We start from the raw sequence: 15,300 nt of genomic DNA, 5'->3' as shown, positions 1-15,300 counted from the left end.
GGAGTTGGAGCGAGTGAAGGGTGGGAAAGCAGTGGTAGTGTTCTACAGGTGAGTTTCGTGTTGGGCGAAGTCGCCGCGTTCCACCTGAATGGTAGCGTGCTGCACGGCGTGCTTACCGGTCACGTAGGCGTGGGCGCGGGCCAGCACGTCGTCGTGGGTGGCACCCTCGGCCAGCACCACGTGGGCGCTGAGGGCGTTGACGCCCGAGGTGAGCGACCAGGCGTGCAGGTCGTGCACAGCCGCCACGCCCGGCTCGGCCAGCAGGCCCTGGCGCAGGGCTTCCAGGTTCACCTCGGCCGGGGTGCCTTCCAGCAGCACGCCCACGGCCTCCTTGAGCAGGGTCCAGGTGCGCGGCAGAATGAACAGGCCGATAAGGGCCGAGAGCAGCGGGTCGGCGTAGTACCAGCCGGTGGTGAGCATGATGATGCCCGCCGCGATGACGCCGATGGAGGTGAGCATGTCCGAGAGTACCTCGAAGTAGGCGCCTTTCATGTTCAGGCTCTCGTCTTTGCCCTGGCGCAGCAGGTACATGCAGTACAGGTTGATTACTAACCCCGCCCCGGCAATCCAGAGCATGGAGGTGCTTTCGACCTTGGGCGGGTCCAGAAAGCGGAAATAGGCCTCGTAGAGAATGTAGAGCGAAATCAGGATGAGCACCACCGCGTTGGTGAGGGCCGCCAGGATTTCAAAGCGGTAGTAGCCGTAGGTTTTCTCCGGGGTGGCCGGCTTTTCGGCGAAACGGATGGCCAGCAGGGCCAGCCCCACGCCGGCCACGTCGGTGAGCATGTGGCCGGCGTCGGCCAGCAGGGCCAGGCTGCCAGTGAGGTAGCCGCCGATGACTTCGGCCACCAGGTAGGCCAGCGTTAGGAAAAACACGATGGTCAGCTGGCGCTTGTTGCGCGAAGCGGCACTGCCGCTCATGCCGTGGGCCCCGCTCATGCTGATGGACCGGAATGATGGTGCGGGCCTTCGCGCAGCTCGCGGGGCATGGACTCAACGACCGACAGGTTTTTCTGGGCCAGTGGGGCAGCAGGCGCAGCCGGTGGCGTACCGCCCGTGCCAGGCGTGGCGTAGTCCATGCGCTGGATGCGCACGGCGTTGAGAATGGCCAGCAAGGCCACGCCTACGTCGGCAAACACGGCTTCCCACATGGTGGCCAGGCCGCCGGCGCCGAGGATGAGCACGATGCCCTTCACGATAAAGGCCAGCCAGATGTTCTGCCACACCACCGAGTGGGTGGCGCGGGCAATGCGCCGGGCGGTGGCAATCTTGCTGGGGTGGTCGGTCTGAATGACGACGTCGGCCGTTTCGATGGTGGCGTCGGAGCCCAGGCCGCCCATGGCAATGCCCACGTCGGCCAGCGCTACCACGGGGGCATCGTTCACCCCATCGCCCACGAAGGCCAGCTTGCGGCCCGCGTCCTTGTATTCCTGCACGTAGCGGGCCTTGTCTTCGGGCAGCAGCCCGCCGTGGGCCTCGTCAATGCCCAGCTCCTTGGCCACGCGCTGGGTGATGCTGTCCTTGTCGCCGGAGAGCATCACGATTTTGGTGATGCCGTCGGCGCGCAGCTCCTGAACCGTGCGGGCGGCGTCCTCTTTGGGTGAGTCGGCCACGGTGACGTAGCCGGCGTACTTGCCATCCACAGCCGCCACCACGATGCTGTCCAGAATCTGGTCAACTTCAGTAGGATAAGGCACGCTGAATTTGGTCAGCAGCTTGGTGTTGCCGGCCAGCACGTCTTTGCCGTCCACTTTACCGCGCATGCCGTGGCCGGAAATCTCTTCCACGTTCTCCACCGAAACGCCCTGCACCGCCGCGCCCACGTGCAGCACCACGGCCTTGGCGATGGGGTGGGTGGATTTGGTTTCCAGCGCGCCCACCAGCCGCAGCAGCTGCGCGGACTCCAGGCCCGGCGCGGGCTGCACCTGCTGCACGGCAAATACACCCTGGGTGAGCGTGCCGGTCTTGTCCATGACTACCGTGTCGAGCTCGCGCATCACGTCCAGGAAGTTGGAGCCTTTGAAGAGAATGCCCGCTTTGGACGCGGCGCCGATGCCGCCGAAGTAGCCCAGCGGAATGCTGATGACCAGCGCGCAGGGGCAGGAGATGACCAGGAACACCAGGGCCCGGTAGAGCCAGGTGCGGAACACGTAATCGTCCACCACGAAGTAGGGCACCAGCACCAGCAGCACGGCCAGGGCCACCACGATGGGCGTGTAGACCTTGGCGAACTTGGTAATGAACTGCTGGGTCTTGGCCTTGCGGCCCACCGCGTCCTGCACCATGGCCAAAATGCGGGCCAGCTTGGTGTCCTTATAGCCGGCCGTCACGGCCACCTGAATCAGGCTCTCCAGGTTGACCATGCCGGCCAGCACGGCCTCGCCGGCCTGCTTGGTCTGGGGCACGGACTCCCCGGTCAGGGCGGCGGTGTTGAAAGAAGCCGGGCCCTTGGTCAGCGTGCCGTCCAGGGCCACTTTTTCGCCCGGCTTCACCTCGATGGTGTCGCCGACTACTACCTCCTTGGGGTCGAGCACCAGCGGCTGCCCGTTGCGGATGACGGTGACTTCGGTGGCCTGGATTTCGAGCAGGGCCCGGATGCTGCGCTTGGCGCGGTTCACGGCCGCGTCCTGAAACAGCTCGCCCACGGTGTAAAACAGCATCACGGCCACGCCCTCCGGGTACTCCCCGATGGCAAAGGCCCCGAGCGTGGCGATGCTCATGAGCAGAAACTCGTTGAACACGTTGCCCGAGGGGATGCTGAGCACGGCGGCTTTCATCACCTTCCAGCCCACAAGCAGAAAGGCCACCCCGTACCAGGCCAGGCGCACGTATTTAGTAAACCAGGTTACGTCGTAGTAGTCCAGGGCCAGGCCGCCCAGCAGCAGGGCCAGGGCCACGCCGGGCCACAGGTAGGGGTTGGCACCCACCGGGCCGTGGTCGTGGTCGTCGCCGCTGGCGTGGTCGTGGCCGGCGTGCTCGTCGGCAGCCTGGCCGGCCAGGTCCACGACCTTTTTGCCGGCGGGGTGGTCGTGGCCTTCGTGGTCGCTGTGGTCGTGGCCGGGCACGTCGTGGCCTTCGGGCGCGGCGGCGGCTTCGGGCGTGAGCTGGTCGCGGCTCAGGGCGCCCACGTTTTCGAGCTTCGCCTGCTTGGCGGTGTTGAGCTCTTCGTCGGTGTTGGGGGAGGTTGGGTCAGGCATGGGAATAAGAATGTCAGGGGTAAGAGTAAGGCGGCGGGCAGCCCGGGGCTACCAGTCCACGAAAAAGCCGGCCACGCCCACCAGCACGAGCACCGCGCCGGTCAGGCGCCGCTCGTGTTGGGCGAGCCCGTCCACGTTGAGGCGGCCCAGGCCGCGGTGGGCCAGCGCTACCAGCGCGCACATGGCCGACACGGAGGCCAGCAGGTACACGCTCATGAGCAGGGCCAGCGCGGCCGGGCCGTGGGTGCCGGCGGCCAGAAAGAAGGTCTGGATTTCCAGGCAGGGGGCCAGGAACATGGTGGCGGCCAGCCCCAGCACCACCCGCCGGCGCGGCGTGCGCTGGCGCACCGGCCGCGGGTCGGGGTGGGTGTGGCCGGGCCCGGAAAAGGCGTACAGCACGCCAATAACGATGAGCAGCAGCGGCGCCACCCAACCGGCAAACTGCTCGAAGCGGGCCGAAAGGCGCCAGCCGAGCAGCCCCAGGGCCAGCCCGATGCCCACGGTGCTGAGCACGTGGGCCAGCCCGGCCACCATCGTCACCCCCACCGCCCGCCGCAGGGGCCAGCCCTCGGCGCGCGCCACGGCCAGCACGGGCGCCCAGTGGTTGGGAATGGCGGCGTGCAGCAAGCTGAGCACCAAAGCACCGGTGAGGAGTTCCAACATACGAGTTACGAACGGGGCCAGAACAGGATAACGGCCAGGCCGAGCATGATAACCGTCCCGCCCAACACATCGAACCGGTCGGGCCGGAAGCCGTCGAAGTACCAGGCCCAGGCAATTGACATGACGACGAACACGCCGCCGTACACGGCGTAGGTCTTGCCGAAAGAAGTGGATTGCCACGTGGCCACCCAGCCGTACGCGACGAGCAGCCCGGCCCCCAGCAATCCTACCCAGGCCGGACGGTCCGCTTTGAGCCACTGCCACATCAGGTAGCCGCCCCCGATTTCGCAGAGGCCGGCGAGAAAAAACAGGAACAGGGGCTGCAGGTAGCTCATCGGTTGGGATAAGGTGGATTGAACGCGTTTGCCGGCCGCGCGGCTATTCTTCCTCTTCGGCGTTTTTCATCTTGGCCAGCAGCGAGTAGGCGCCGTCCGTGACGAAGGTGGTCGTGGCCGCCACTCCTTCGGGCAGGGTGACTTCGGTGAAGTTGTCCTCGCTGCGGCCCAGGGTTACCGGCACCAGGCGGTAGCGGCCGGCGGCTTCCACGGCAAAGGCGTAGTTCTTGCCCTCGAAGCGGACCAGGGCCGCGTCGGGCAAGGTCGGGGCCTGGGTGCGGCCGGTTTCAATCAGGGCCCGCACGTAGAGGCCGGGCAGCAGGGCGGGGTCGTTTTCCTGGTCCAAATGGCCGTGCACGCGCACCGTGCGGTCCTCGCCAATGGCCTTACCGACCAGGTAGACGCGGGCCGTGCGCTCGCGGCGCGAGCCGGCGGAGTCGCTGGCCAGCGTAAAGCGAATGAGTTGGTTCTTCTGCACCCGGGCCACGTCGCGCTCGAAGACGGTAAGCTCCACGTGCAGGTGCTCAGGGTCCACGATTTCAAACAGGGCATCGGTGGCCGTCACGGCCTGCCCCACCGTGACGTTGACCGTGCGCACGAAGCCCGCCCGCGGGGCACGGAGGCTGGCCGTGGTGACGATGCGCCCACCCACGGGTAGGCCGGCCAACCGCAGCCGGGCCGCCTGGGCGTTGGTTTGCACCTGCAGGGCCCGATAATCGGCCTGGGCGCGCTGGTAGTTTTTCTGGGGGGCTACTTCCTGCTCGTAGAGTTCTTTTTGGCGGGCCAGCTCGGTGCGGGCGTAGTCGAGGCGGGCGCGGGTTTCGAGGTAGTCTTGCTGCAGGGTCACGAACTCGGGGTTGCGGATGGTGGCCAGCACCTCGCCCTTGCGCACGCGGGCCCCCTGCAGCAGCTCCGTATTCTCCACGAAGCCGCCCAGTGGGGCCGTGATGTTGACGGTGCTTTCTGGGGGCACGTCCAGGGTGCCGGTCACGGCCAGCCCTGCGCCCATGGGCCGATCGGTCAGGCGGGCGGTTTTCAGGCCCGCGGCCTGCTGTTCGGCCGCGGAGAGGGTCACCATATCGGAAGCTTCTTCGGCTTCACCGGCTTCACCGGATTCCTGGCCTTTGGCAGCGGGTTCGGCCTCCGCGGTTTCTTTCTTGTCAGCACCGCAGCCGGCCAGGGTTAGGCTGAGCAGCAGGAGTAGGGATGCAATCTTATTCATGGAAATCGGGTCAAGTCAAAGAGTGGATGAGACTTTACTGGGCGGCAGTGCCGAGCAGGTAGTCCAGGTCGATGGCGGTTTGGTTGTGCTGGAGCAGGGCGTCGAGGTAGGCCGTGCGCACGCTCAGGGCACGCTCCAGGTTGAGCAGCAGCTCGGAGTAAGTGGTCTCGCCGGCCTTGTAGGCCCGCTGGCTCAGGCGCACGATGACGGCGGCCTGGGGCAGGCCGGTCTGCTCGTAGAACTGCACCCGGCGCTGCTGCTCCGCCAGGCGCAGGCGCAGCTCATCGAGCTGGGCGGCGGCTTCGGCCTGGTAGCGCTGATAAGCGGTGGTGGCGACTTGCTCCTGCAGCTTGGCGGCCTGCACGCGGGCTTTCTGAGGGCCGCGCAGCAGTGGGATGGCCACGCCGGCCTGCACGCTCTGGAACCGGTCGCCGGTGCCGTAGGTCTGCGCGCGCCCGTCCACCTCGTAGGTGCCCCGCAGCGACTGGTTGGTGTAGCCCACCGTCACCTGGGGCAGCCCTTGGGCTTGCTCCACCCGGGTTTCGGCGCGGCGCTCGGCAATCTGCTGCTGCAGCACCCGCGCCTGCGGGGTGGCTGCTAACGTTGCCGTATCCACGGTTCCCCCGGGGGCGGGCAGCAAGCGCAGAACGCTGTCGGCAATGGCGACGGGCCCGTTGGTTTGCAGTAGGGCCTGCAGCTGGCGCTGGGCCACGGCGTAGTCGGCCCGGGCCTGGGCCAATAGGTTCTGCGTCTCGCCTTGTTGAATCAGGGCGTTGGCGGGCTCCAGGCGGGCCACCTCTCCGGTTTTGAAGCGCAGCTGGGCCGCGCGCAGAAACTCGGTATAGATGCTGTCCTGCCCGCGCAGGGTGCGCAGGCGGTGCCGGGCGTGCACGGCCCGCTCGTAGCTCAGGCGCACCTGCCGGCGCAGTTCAGCCTGCACCTGGGCCAGTTGCTGCTCCCGGCCCCCAATCTGGGCCTGGCTCAAACCAGCCTGGGCCCGGTAGTAGCCGGGCAGGGCCAGCGACTGGCCGATGCTCAGCACGTTGTCGGAGAGCGGGGAGTTCACCTGGCCATAGGTACCCAGGATGGTGGTGCGGCCCACGTCGAAGGCCGTACGGCGTAAGGCCTGCTGGGCTTCCAGGGCGCGCTGGGCTCCCTGCACCGTGCCGTTGGCCTGCAAGGCTTGACCCACGGCCTGGGTGGAGGTCAGTGGACCCTGCGCCCGGGCGGGCGCGGCGGCCAGCAATCCACCCAGCACGAGCAACACCAGCGACACCGGCACGGCCGGCGTGCGCTGCGGCTGCTCTTCTTCCTTGGCTTTGCTGTTGCGCTCGGACAGGGCGTAGAGCACCGGTAAGACCAGCAGGGTCAGCAGCGTGGCCGTGACCAGCCCGCCGATGACGACGGTGGCCAGTGGCCGTTGCACTTCGGCCCCCGCCGACTGTGACAAGGCCATGGGCAAAAAGCCCAGCGAGGCCACGGTGGCCGTCATCAGCACCGGCCGCAGGCGCACCTGGGTGCCTTCCAGAATGCGGGCAAACACGTCGGTGCGCCCTTCCTCTTTGAGCTGGTTGAAGTAGCCGATGAGCACGATGCCGTTGAGCACGGCCACGCCGAACAGCGCAATGAAGCCCACGCCGGCCGAGATGCTGAAGGGCATGCCCCGCAGCCAGAGCGCCAGCACCCCGCCGATGGCCGAGAGCGGAATGGCCGTGAAAATGAGGATGGACTGCTTGAACGATTTGAACGTGAAGAACAAGAGCACGAAAATCAGCAGCAAGGCTACCGGCACAGCGATGCTGAGCCGCTCGGAGGCCTTGCGCAGGTTTTCGAACTGGCCGCCGTAGGTGGTGTAGTACCCTGGCGCGAGCTGCAGTTGCTGGTCCACTTTGCCCTGCAGCTCGGTCACCACGCTTTCCACGTCGCGGCCCCGCACGTTGAAGGCCACGGTGATGCGGCGCTTGGCGTCATCCCGCTGAATCTGGTTGGGGCCTTCCAACAAGTCCACCGCGGCTACCTGCTCCAGCGGAATCTGCTCGCCGCCGGGGGTGGCCACCAGCAGCTGACGCACGTTGCCGATATTCTGGCGCAGTTCGGGGGCCAGGCGCAGCACCACGTCGAAGCGGCGCTCCTGCTCGAAGAGCTGGCCGGCGGTCTGGCCTGCAAAGGCGGTTTGCACCGTGCGGTTCACGTCTTCGGCGTTGAGGCCGAAGCGAGCCAGGCGGTTGCGGTCGAGCTTGACCACGATTTGGGGCAAGCCGGTGACCTGCTCCACGTATACGTCCTCAGCCCCTTCGACCTGGCGTACCAGGCGGGCGGCCCGCTCGGCGTAGGAGGCCAGCTGCTGCAGGTCCTCGCCGTAAATCTTCAGCACCACGTCCTGCTTGGCGCCGCTGATAAGCTCGTTGAAGCGCATCTGAATGGGCTGCTGGAAACCGAAGGTTACGCCGGGAATCACGCTCAACGCCTCGGCCATCTTGCCGGCCAGCTCCTCCTGGGTTTTGGCGGAGGTCCACTTGTCCTGGTCTTTTTCCAGAATCACCATCACGTCGGCCGCCTCCACGGGCATGGGGTCGGTGGGAATCTCGGCCGCGCCGATTTTGGCCACGACCTCCTTGACTTCGGGAAACTGCTTCTGCAGGATGGCCCCGGCCTGCAGGCTCCGGTCCACGGTGTAGCTCAGCGAGGACCCGGTGAGGGTGCGCAGCTCAATGGCAAAGTCGCCTTCCGAGAGCTGCGGGATGAACTCCCCGCCCAGGGTGCGGAACAACAGGATGGAGCCCACGAACAGCGCCACCGCGGAGGTGAGCACTACGGCTTTACGCCTCAATGCCCATTCCAGCAGCGGGCGGTAGCGGGCTTCGAGCCAGCGCATCATGCGGTCGGAAAAGTTGGGCTTCACTTCCGTCGAGCGGCTCAGGGCCAGCGCCGACATCATGGGCACGTAGGTCAGGCTCAGGATAAACGCGCCGATGATGGCAAAGGCCACGGTCTGGGCCATGGGCCGGAACATCTTGCCCTCGATGCCGACCAACGCTAGCAGGGGCAGGTACACGATGAGGATGATGATTTCGCCAAACGCCGCCGAGGAGCGGATTTTGCTGGCCGCGTGGTAGGTTTCCTCGTTCATCTGGTCGGTGCTAAGACGGTTGCCCGGCACCCGCAGCTGCCCGCCGTGCAGGCGGTGCACGATGGCTTCGACGATGATGACGGCGCCGTCCACTACCAGGCCGAAGTCGATGGCCCCGAGCGAGAGCAGGTTGCCCGACACGCCGAACAGGCGCATCATGGCGATGGCAAAGAGCATGGCCAGCGGAATGACCGAGGCCACGACCAGGCCGGCGCGCCAGTTGCCCAGAAACAGGATGAGCACGAAGAGCACAATCAGGGCGCCCTCAATCAGGTTGGTTTTCACCGTGCCAATGGCGCGGCCCACCAGCTCGGAGCGGTCCAGGTACACGTCGATGGCCACGCCCTCGGGCAGGGACTTCTCCACCGTCAGCATGCGGGTTTTCACATCCTTGATGACGTCGTTGGCGTTGGCCCCCTTGAGCATGAGCACGATGCCGCCGGTCACTTCGCCCTCTCCGTTACGAGTCATGGCGCCGTAGCGCACGGCCGAGCCCAGGCGCACGTCGGCCACGTCGCGCACGAGCACGGGCAGGCCGCCTTCAGTATTGCGCACAACGATGTTGCCCAGGTCAGCGGCGTTTTCGGCCAGGCCCTCGGTGCGAATGAAATAGGCGGTGGGCTTCTGGTCGAGGTAGGCGCCGCCGGCGTTCTGGTTGTTGCGCGACACGGCCTGGTACACCTGCTCGGTGGTGACGCCCAGCGAGCGCAGGCGGGTGGGGTCGAGCCGGATTTCGAACTGCTTGAGCTGGCCGCCGAAGCTGGCCACGTCGGCCACGCCGGGCGTGCCTAGCAGCTGGCGCCGCACGATCCAGTCCTGAATGGTGCGCAGCTCGCGGGCGTCGTACTTCTTCTCGAAGCCGGGCTTGGCGCGCACCAGGTACTGGTACACCTCGCCCAGGCCGGTGCTGACCGGGGCCATTTCCGGCCGGCCGATGCTCTCTGGTATTTGACTCTCGGCTTCGCGCAGGCGCTCGGCCACCTGCTGGCGGGCCCAGTAGATGTCCACGCCGTCCTCGAAGACGATGGTCACGACCGAGAGGCCGAAGCGGGAGAAGGAGCGCACTTCCTCGCGGTTGGGGATGGTGGCCAGGCTCTGCTCGACGGGGAACGACACGAGGCGCTCGATGTCACTGGCCGCTAGCGAGGGAGCCACCGTGTAGACGACAATCTGGTTGGTGGTGATGTCGGGTACCGCGTCAATCGGCAGCCGGCTCAGGGAATAGCCGCCCCAGGCCACCAGGGCCAGGGTCAGGATTCCGATAATGAGCTTGTTGTGAATGGAAAAATGAATCAGCCGGTCAAACATCCGTTGCTGTGGGGGTTAGGTCTAACACTTTCGAAAAAGACCCTGCGACCCGGCGGTTCCGGCTGCTAAAGCGGGAACGGCGGGGATGGAACGCACCCGGGAGCCAACGCCACGCGTTGACAAGCTCCGACGGGTCAACTCCGCTCGGGAGTTGGCCGCCCGGAGAGGGTGGTCAGCAGGAAAAAGAGGAAAGGGTTAGGCCTGGGGCGGCTGCCACACGGCCCCGAAGTCCCGGGTCGGAACGCCCACAATCAGCCGGCCGTGTTGGGGGCTGCTGCCCCACTCGGTCACCTGGGGGTACATGGCCAGGGCGCCACTGGTTAGCGTTACCACTACCCCGCCGCAGCAGTGGCACTGGCAGAGCGGCGAGCACCAGTCGCCCAGCGCGTCCGTGCTGCAGTCCGAATGCGTGGCCGCGGCCACCGTCGATTGGGCCTGGTCCTGGCACACGGTCACCTCGTCCGTGCAAGTCATGCAGGAGAGCAACGCGAAGTAGCAGGCAAAAAACAGGCTGAGCAGGCGCATGATGCGGCGAAGGTAACAATTCCCGGGGGCCGGAGCTGCTTTTACCGCTAATCGCCGGCGAAGGTTCCCTCTCCAGCCCATTAGTTGGATTGGCTAACCTTCGGGTGAAGCTCCAGGCCCGCACTCCCCGTTTGCTGAAAGACAACCAGGGCATTCTCCCAGTGCGGAGTACCGAAAGCCCGCAGCAGCGGGACCAGCGCCGGGGTCAGGGCAAAGTGCAGCCGGGGACTGGTGCAGGCCAGCGTGGGGTTGTCGGGGTTGCGCAACACCAGGCCCGTGGCCACCAGCGGCCGCAGCACCTGTTCGCGCATGAGCAGGAACGAGTGCTCGGTGGATGCTTCGCGCCAGCCGTATGCCGTGCGCATGAAGTCGCGAATGCCGCGGGCCATGCCCTTGCGTTCGTCGCTGGCTGCGGTCCACGGCGTGTCCGGGCCTACCCCGGCCAGGGCCAGCAGGGTCAGCCCGGCCAGCTTGCTGCGCAGCGGCGCGGGCAGGTCCAGGGCCGTCAGGATGCGCTGGGCGTCGGTGATGCGGGCGTGATAGATTTCCATGGCCGGGCCGGCAAGAGGCATGAACTGCTAGCGCCGGAAGCTACATCCGAGAAAGTACGTGGTGGGCGTGTCTTTGGTCAGGGCCAGGTTGATGCCCGTGTCCAGCTGCAGGTTCTCGCCCAGGCGCAGCACGGGCCCGCCGTTGAGCGTGGCGCTCCAAGCGCGGCCCCGGGTGTCCCAGGCGGTGGCAATTTCCACGAAGCCCCCCAGGGTCTTGTACAAATCGTGGCCCACCGTTAGCGTGGGCGCCAGCTCCAGGAAGTGCTCCCGGGCTTCGCTGTCGCGGTTGAAAGTGGCCTGAAACTGCGTGCCCAGGGTAAAATCGTGGGGCAGCTGCACCGAGAACGGCGTAACGATGCCGCCCTCCCAGGCGCCGTTGCCGCAGCTGCGGCCCGTGGGCAGCTTCACGAAGGGCATCAGGGCAAAGGCCGTGGGGCCCCCGTCGTTGCCCCACAGGTTGCGCTTGAGCCGCACGGTCACGTCGCCGAAGCCCGCCCGCCGGGTGCCCGTGTCGCCCTCGCCCTCCGTCTGCACGGTGTAGGACTCGACCACTACCTGCAGGTCCACGTTGTGGGTGAGCCCCATTTTCAGGTTGGCGTGGTTGAACCCCAGCTCCTGTTGCGCAACCGCCTGCCCCGCTAAGCGGGAGCGGCCCAGGCGCAGCACGTCGGTTTCCAGCTGGAAGTGGCCCGCGTCCACCGAGTAGGCGCTTTCCGTGGCGTCGGGCCGGTCGGTGCTCAGCGGCCGCATCAGGGCCCCGGGCACGGGCTTGAACAAGGTGTAAACCCGTTTGCGGGCCCGCAGCGTGTCCACGCCGGCGGGGTCCGGGGCGGGCAGCCCGGTGGGGGCTTGCGCCAGCGCGGACAGGCCACCGGTCAGCAGCAGGCCCAGGGAGAGAAGTCGAAATGCACGCATAGAACACCGGAGCTAAAAGGCAAGGAGAGGGCGTCCCGGGACCAGGGCCCCGGCGAAACCAACCAGTAGCCAGGCGTTAGCCTAGCCGAAAAAAGTCTGCACGAGCAGGTACACGTTCAGGGCGATGATGATGCCCGACACGGTCCAGGCCGTAGCGTTGACCAGCAGGCCGTTGGCAAACACGCCCATCTTGGCCCGGCTGCTGGTGAAGAGCACCAGCGGCACCACGGCAAAACTGAGCTGCAAAGACAGAATCACCTGGCTGAGCACCAGCAGCTGGCCGGTACCCTTCTCGCCGTAAATGAGCGTTACAATCAGGGCCGGTACCACGGCAATGCTGCGGGTAACCAGGCGCCGCAGCCAGGGCTTGAGCCTGATGTTGAGGAAGCCTTCCATCACAATTTGCCCGGCCAGCGTGCCGGTGAGCGTGGAGTTCTGGCCCGCCGCCAGCAGGGCCACCGCGAAGAGCATGCTGGCCGCGCCTGCCCCGAGCACCGGCGTGAGCAACTTGTGGGCGTCGTTGATGTCGGCCACGTTGTACATGCCCGTCTTGTGGAAGGTCGCGGCGGCCGTGACCAGGATGGCGGCGTTCACGAAGAAGGCCAGAAACAAGGCCACCGTCGAGTCGATGGTGGCGAACTTGATGGCCATGCGCTTGCCGGGCTCGGTCTGCTCAATCTGGCGGGTTTGCACGATGCTGGAGTGCAGATACAGGTTGTGCGGCATCACGGTGGCCCCCAGTATGCCGATGGCGATGTAAAGCATCTGCGGGTTGGTCACCACTTCGGGGCGGGGCACCAGCCCGCCGAGCATGGCCATGTAGTCCGGGTTCGAGACGATGATTTCGTACACGAAGCAGCCAAAGATGATGACGATGAGGCCCGCCACGATGCTCTCAATAACCCGAAAGCCCTTGTTCTGGAAGTAGAGCACCACCAGCACGTCGAGCACCGTGAGCACCACGCCCCAGCTCAGGGGCAGACCGAAAAGCAGGTTCAGGGCAATGGCCGAGCCAATAACCTCGGCCAGGTCGCAGGCGGCGATGGCAATTTCGCAGAGCACCCAGAGCACCATGGCTACGGGCTTGGAGTAGTGGTCGCGGCAAGCCTGGGCCAGGTCGCGGCCCGTGACGATGCCCAGCTTGGCCGCCAGGTGCTGCAGCAGCATGGCGAACAGGTTGGAAATTAAAATCACAGACAGCAGGGTGTAGCCGTAGCGCGAGCCGCCGGCCAGGTCGGTGGCCCAGTTGCCGGGGTCCATGTAGCCCACGGCCACCATCAAACCGGGCCCCCAGAAGGCAAACAGCTTGCGCCAGAACGAGGCGCTGGCCGGCGGCACCTTGATGGAAGCGTACACTTCGCGCAGCGAAGGCGCGTTGCGCGGCTTGCGCCAGCCGGGCTCGGCGGCGACCGGGGCCGGCGTTACCGGCAGCGGCGCCGGGGGCATGAGTAAAGTTTCCATAGCAGGAGGGATAGGGTGAGCCGGCAAGGTACAATATTTAGGCTGCCCTAAATATTTATTTAAGGTAGCCTAAATACTCATTTTGCTGCTCAATGGTTTGCCTACTCGCTAAGAAATGGTTTGCGTCAGGATAGCCCCTGCGAAACCGTCCAGTTGGTATTTTGCCGGAAAGCTGGTTTCCGGCAAAACAGCACGGCTTTTAAGTATGTAGTTGACGTTTGCTGCCTGCTTGTGGCCGAGTCTGTTGTCTCATCGCGTCCCGACGACAGGGCCGAACGCCAGCGAAACCAGAGCCCCTGGCATGGTACCCACTCTTTATGAGCTCATCCTCGCTGAGTTTGGCCTTGGTTAAAAGTTTGGTACAAAAGTTAAACGAGTGGGGGCTTCTGTGCGGGCTAGACGCAACCGGCAACGTGTTGCTCCCTTAATCGCCTGTCGGAACTAAGTTTTGGACCGAACGGTTCTTAATCGTAACTTGCCGGCCCAAAGTCAGTCCAGCCCGCTTTGCTCACCTCACCAGCTAATGTCACGTCCCCAGGAATTTGATACCACGGAAGCGCTGCACCAGGCCATGCGGGCGTTCTGGCGCAAGGGCTACGAGGCGACTTCCCTGACCGATTTGCTGGCCGCCACGGGCCTGAGCAAAAGCAGCCTCTACGCCACCTTTGGGGGCAAGCGCGACTTGTTCCTTGCGGCTTTTGACGCCTACCGGCAGGCCCGGGCCCGCGACGCACACCGGGTGCTGCAGCAGCAGCCCGCCCGCCGGGCCATCGAGACCTTTTTCCACTCGCTGTTTGCCGACGTCAATTCAAACGAACCCTTGCTGGGCTGCATGAGCATCAACCAAGCGGTGGAACTGGCCCCGCACGACCCCGCGGTGCGGCAACGAGTGGTCGAGGACTTGCAGCAGATGGAGGAAGTATTGACCCAAGCGATTGAACGTGGCCAGCAGGATGGCTCGGTGGCCAGCCCGCGCCCGGCCCGGGAGCTGGCCCGGCTCCTGGTGTTGGCTTTCCCCGGCTTGCAGGTCATGGCCCGGGCGGGTTATCGCCGCCAGCAGCTGGACGACGCGCAGCAGCTCCTCTTTACCTGTCTGGACAGGTAGCTCTTTTTTTTTGCCTTTTACTGGACCAAACAGTCCTGAATTTTTCACTTTACCCCACTTCTCATGCAGCTTCAACTGGTTCGCCACTCAACGCTTCGCCTGGACTACGCCGGCGTTAAATTTCTCATTGACCCCATGTTCGCCGACCAGGGCGTCTTCCCCGGGCTGCCCGGCACCCCCAACAGCCACCTGAGCAACCCCACCGTTGGCTTGCCCGGCCCGGTGCAGGACTACACGCAGGTCGACGCCGTGGTGGTCACCCACACCCACTTCGACCACTGGGACGAGGCCGCCAGTGCCCAGTTGCCCAAGCACCTGCCCGTCTTCACCCAGCACGCCCAGGACCAGGCGCTGATTCGCTCGCAGGGCTTCACCGATGTGCGCCTGATTCAGGGCGCTACTTTCAACGGCGTTTCGCTGACCCAGACGCCGGGCCAGCACGGCAGCGACGCCGTCATGGCGGTTGCGGGGGAAATGCTCGGGCAGGTTTCCGGCGTGGTGTTTACGCATCCCGAGGAGAAGACGCTCTACATCGCCGGCGACACGGTCTGGAACCAGGACGTGGCCAACAACCTGCGGCAGTACCAGCCCGAGGTGGTGGTGCTCAACGCGGGCGACAACCAAATCACCGGACTCGGCTCCATCGTCATGAATCAGGAGGATGTCTACGCAGTGCACCAGGCGCTGCCCCGGGCCACGCTCGTCTCCACCCACATGGAAGCCACCAACCACGCCACGCTCTCGCGCCAGCAGTTGCGCGCCTTCGCCGCCGAAAAGGGCATGACCAACCAGGTGTTGGTACCTGCGGACGGAGAAGCCTATTTCTTCTAATGCCGGTCGTATAGTTCGGGAATCAAATCCTGACGACTGACTGCTCTAACGGGCAAC

At 65.5% G+C, this 15,300-nt stretch carries 12 protein-coding genes; 2 read left to right on the top strand and 10 right to left on the bottom strand.

What is annotated here, in order from left to right; translation table 11 throughout:
- Positions 1 to 42: 42 nt before the first annotated feature.
- The 10 genes from ACYVGU_RS20345 to ACYVGU_RS20300 form a co-directional block, all read right to left on the bottom strand.
- Positions 43 to 939, bottom strand: a complete 897-nt coding sequence (locus ACYVGU_RS20345) for a cation diffusion facilitator family transporter (RefSeq protein ID WP_187317312.1) — start codon at positions 937 to 939, stop codon at positions 43 to 45.
- A complete protein-coding gene (locus ACYVGU_RS20340) occupies positions 936 to 3,197 on the bottom strand; it encodes a heavy metal translocating P-type ATPase (protein ID WP_187317311.1) in 2,262 nt (753 codons plus the stop codon). The genes ACYVGU_RS20345 and ACYVGU_RS20340 overlap by 4 nt, the downstream gene beginning before the upstream one ends.
- Positions 3,198 to 3,245: 48 nt before the next feature.
- A complete protein-coding gene (locus ACYVGU_RS20335; protein ID WP_187317310.1) occupies positions 3,246 to 3,860 on the bottom strand; it encodes a hypothetical protein in 615 nt (204 codons plus the stop codon).
- A gap of 5 nt (positions 3,861 to 3,865) precedes the next feature.
- The gene (locus ACYVGU_RS20330) at positions 3,866 to 4,195 is read right to left on the bottom strand and encodes a YnfA family protein (protein ID WP_187317309.1); all 330 of its coding nucleotides are present in this window, start codon (positions 4,193 to 4,195) and stop codon (positions 3,866 to 3,868) included.
- 43 nt (positions 4,196 to 4,238) lie between these two features.
- On the bottom strand, positions 4,239 to 5,417 hold the full coding sequence (locus ACYVGU_RS20325) for an efflux RND transporter periplasmic adaptor subunit (RefSeq protein WP_187317308.1): 1,179 nt from the start codon (positions 5,415 to 5,417) through the stop codon (positions 4,239 to 4,241).
- 34 nt (positions 5,418 to 5,451) lie between these two features.
- Positions 5,452 to 9,855 (bottom strand): CusA/CzcA family heavy metal efflux RND transporter, encoded by a 4,404-nt coding sequence (locus tag ACYVGU_RS20320; RefSeq protein WP_187317307.1) that lies wholly within the window; start codon positions 9,853 to 9,855, stop codon positions 5,452 to 5,454.
- Positions 9,856 to 10,050: 195 nt separating this feature from the next.
- Positions 10,051 to 10,380, bottom strand: coding sequence for a DUF6660 family protein (locus tag ACYVGU_RS20315; RefSeq protein WP_187317306.1), 330 nt, complete (start codon positions 10,378 to 10,380; stop codon positions 10,051 to 10,053).
- An 80-nt stretch (positions 10,381 to 10,460) separates the two neighbouring features.
- Entirely contained in the window at positions 10,461 to 10,931 is a 471-nt protein-coding gene (locus tag ACYVGU_RS20310; RefSeq protein WP_187317305.1) for a hypothetical protein, read from the bottom strand.
- A gap of 27 nt (positions 10,932 to 10,958) precedes the next feature.
- Positions 10,959 to 11,846 carry a transporter gene (locus tag ACYVGU_RS20305; RefSeq protein WP_187317304.1) on the bottom strand — a complete coding sequence of 296 codons (888 nt, stop codon included), beginning with the start codon at positions 11,844 to 11,846 and terminating at the stop codon, positions 10,959 to 10,961.
- 81 nt (positions 11,847 to 11,927) lie between these two features.
- Positions 11,928 to 13,292, bottom strand: a complete 1,365-nt coding sequence (locus ACYVGU_RS20300; protein WP_222840661.1) for an Nramp family divalent metal transporter — start codon at positions 13,290 to 13,292, stop codon at positions 11,928 to 11,930.
- Between the two features lie 538 nt (positions 13,293 to 13,830).
- Here ACYVGU_RS20300 and ACYVGU_RS20295 point away from each other — a divergent pair.
- On the top strand, positions 13,831 to 14,412 hold the full coding sequence (locus tag ACYVGU_RS20295) for a TetR/AcrR family transcriptional regulator (protein ID WP_187317302.1): 582 nt from the start codon (positions 13,831 to 13,833) through the stop codon (positions 14,410 to 14,412).
- A gap of 63 nt (positions 14,413 to 14,475) precedes the next feature.
- Positions 14,476 to 15,243, top strand: a complete 768-nt coding sequence (locus ACYVGU_RS20290; RefSeq protein ID WP_187317301.1) for an MBL fold metallo-hydrolase — start codon at positions 14,476 to 14,478, stop codon at positions 15,241 to 15,243.
- Positions 15,244 to 15,300 lie beyond the last annotated feature (57 nt).

This window comes from Hymenobacter tenuis, assembly GCF_054780495.1.
Note: the sequence above shows the minus strand (reverse complement) of the source record. Positions and strands in the feature narration are given on the sequence as shown.

What these genes read in the sequence shown, in the direction of transcription:
- ACYVGU_RS20340 (WP_187317311.1), bottom strand. Translation starts at nt 3,197, where the DNA reads ATGCCTGACCCAACCTCCCCCAACACCGACGAAGAGCTCAACACCGCC.
- ACYVGU_RS20295 (WP_187317302.1), top strand. Translation starts at nt 13,831, where the DNA reads ATGTCACGTCCCCAGGAATTTGATACCACGGAAGCGCTGCACCAGGCC.
- ACYVGU_RS20320 (WP_187317307.1), bottom strand. Translation starts at nt 9,855, where the DNA reads ATGTTTGACCGGCTGATTCATTTTTCCATTCACAACAAGCTCATTATC.
- ACYVGU_RS20335 (WP_187317310.1), bottom strand. Translation starts at nt 3,860, where the DNA reads ATGTTGGAACTCCTCACCGGTGCTTTGGTGCTCAGCTTGCTGCACGCC.
- ACYVGU_RS20330 (WP_187317309.1), bottom strand. Translation starts at nt 4,195, where the DNA reads ATGAGCTACCTGCAGCCCCTGTTCCTGTTTTTTCTCGCCGGCCTCTGC.
- ACYVGU_RS20345 (WP_187317312.1), bottom strand. Translation starts at nt 939, where the DNA reads ATGAGCGGGGCCCACGGCATGAGCGGCAGTGCCGCTTCGCGCAACAAG.
- ACYVGU_RS20315 (WP_187317306.1), bottom strand. Translation starts at nt 10,380, where the DNA reads ATGCGCCTGCTCAGCCTGTTTTTTGCCTGCTACTTCGCGTTGCTCTCC.
- ACYVGU_RS20290 (WP_187317301.1), top strand. Translation starts at nt 14,476, where the DNA reads ATGCAGCTTCAACTGGTTCGCCACTCAACGCTTCGCCTGGACTACGCC.
- ACYVGU_RS20305 (WP_187317304.1), bottom strand. Translation starts at nt 11,846, where the DNA reads ATGCGTGCATTTCGACTTCTCTCCCTGGGCCTGCTGCTGACCGGTGGC.
- ACYVGU_RS20310 (WP_187317305.1), bottom strand. Translation starts at nt 10,931, where the DNA reads ATGGAAATCTATCACGCCCGCATCACCGACGCCCAGCGCATCCTGACG.
- ACYVGU_RS20300 (WP_222840661.1), bottom strand. Translation starts at nt 13,292, where the DNA reads ATGCCCCCGGCGCCGCTGCCGGTAACGCCGGCCCCGGTCGCCGCCGAG.
- ACYVGU_RS20325 (WP_187317308.1), bottom strand. Translation starts at nt 5,417, where the DNA reads ATGAATAAGATTGCATCCCTACTCCTGCTGCTCAGCCTAACCCTGGCC.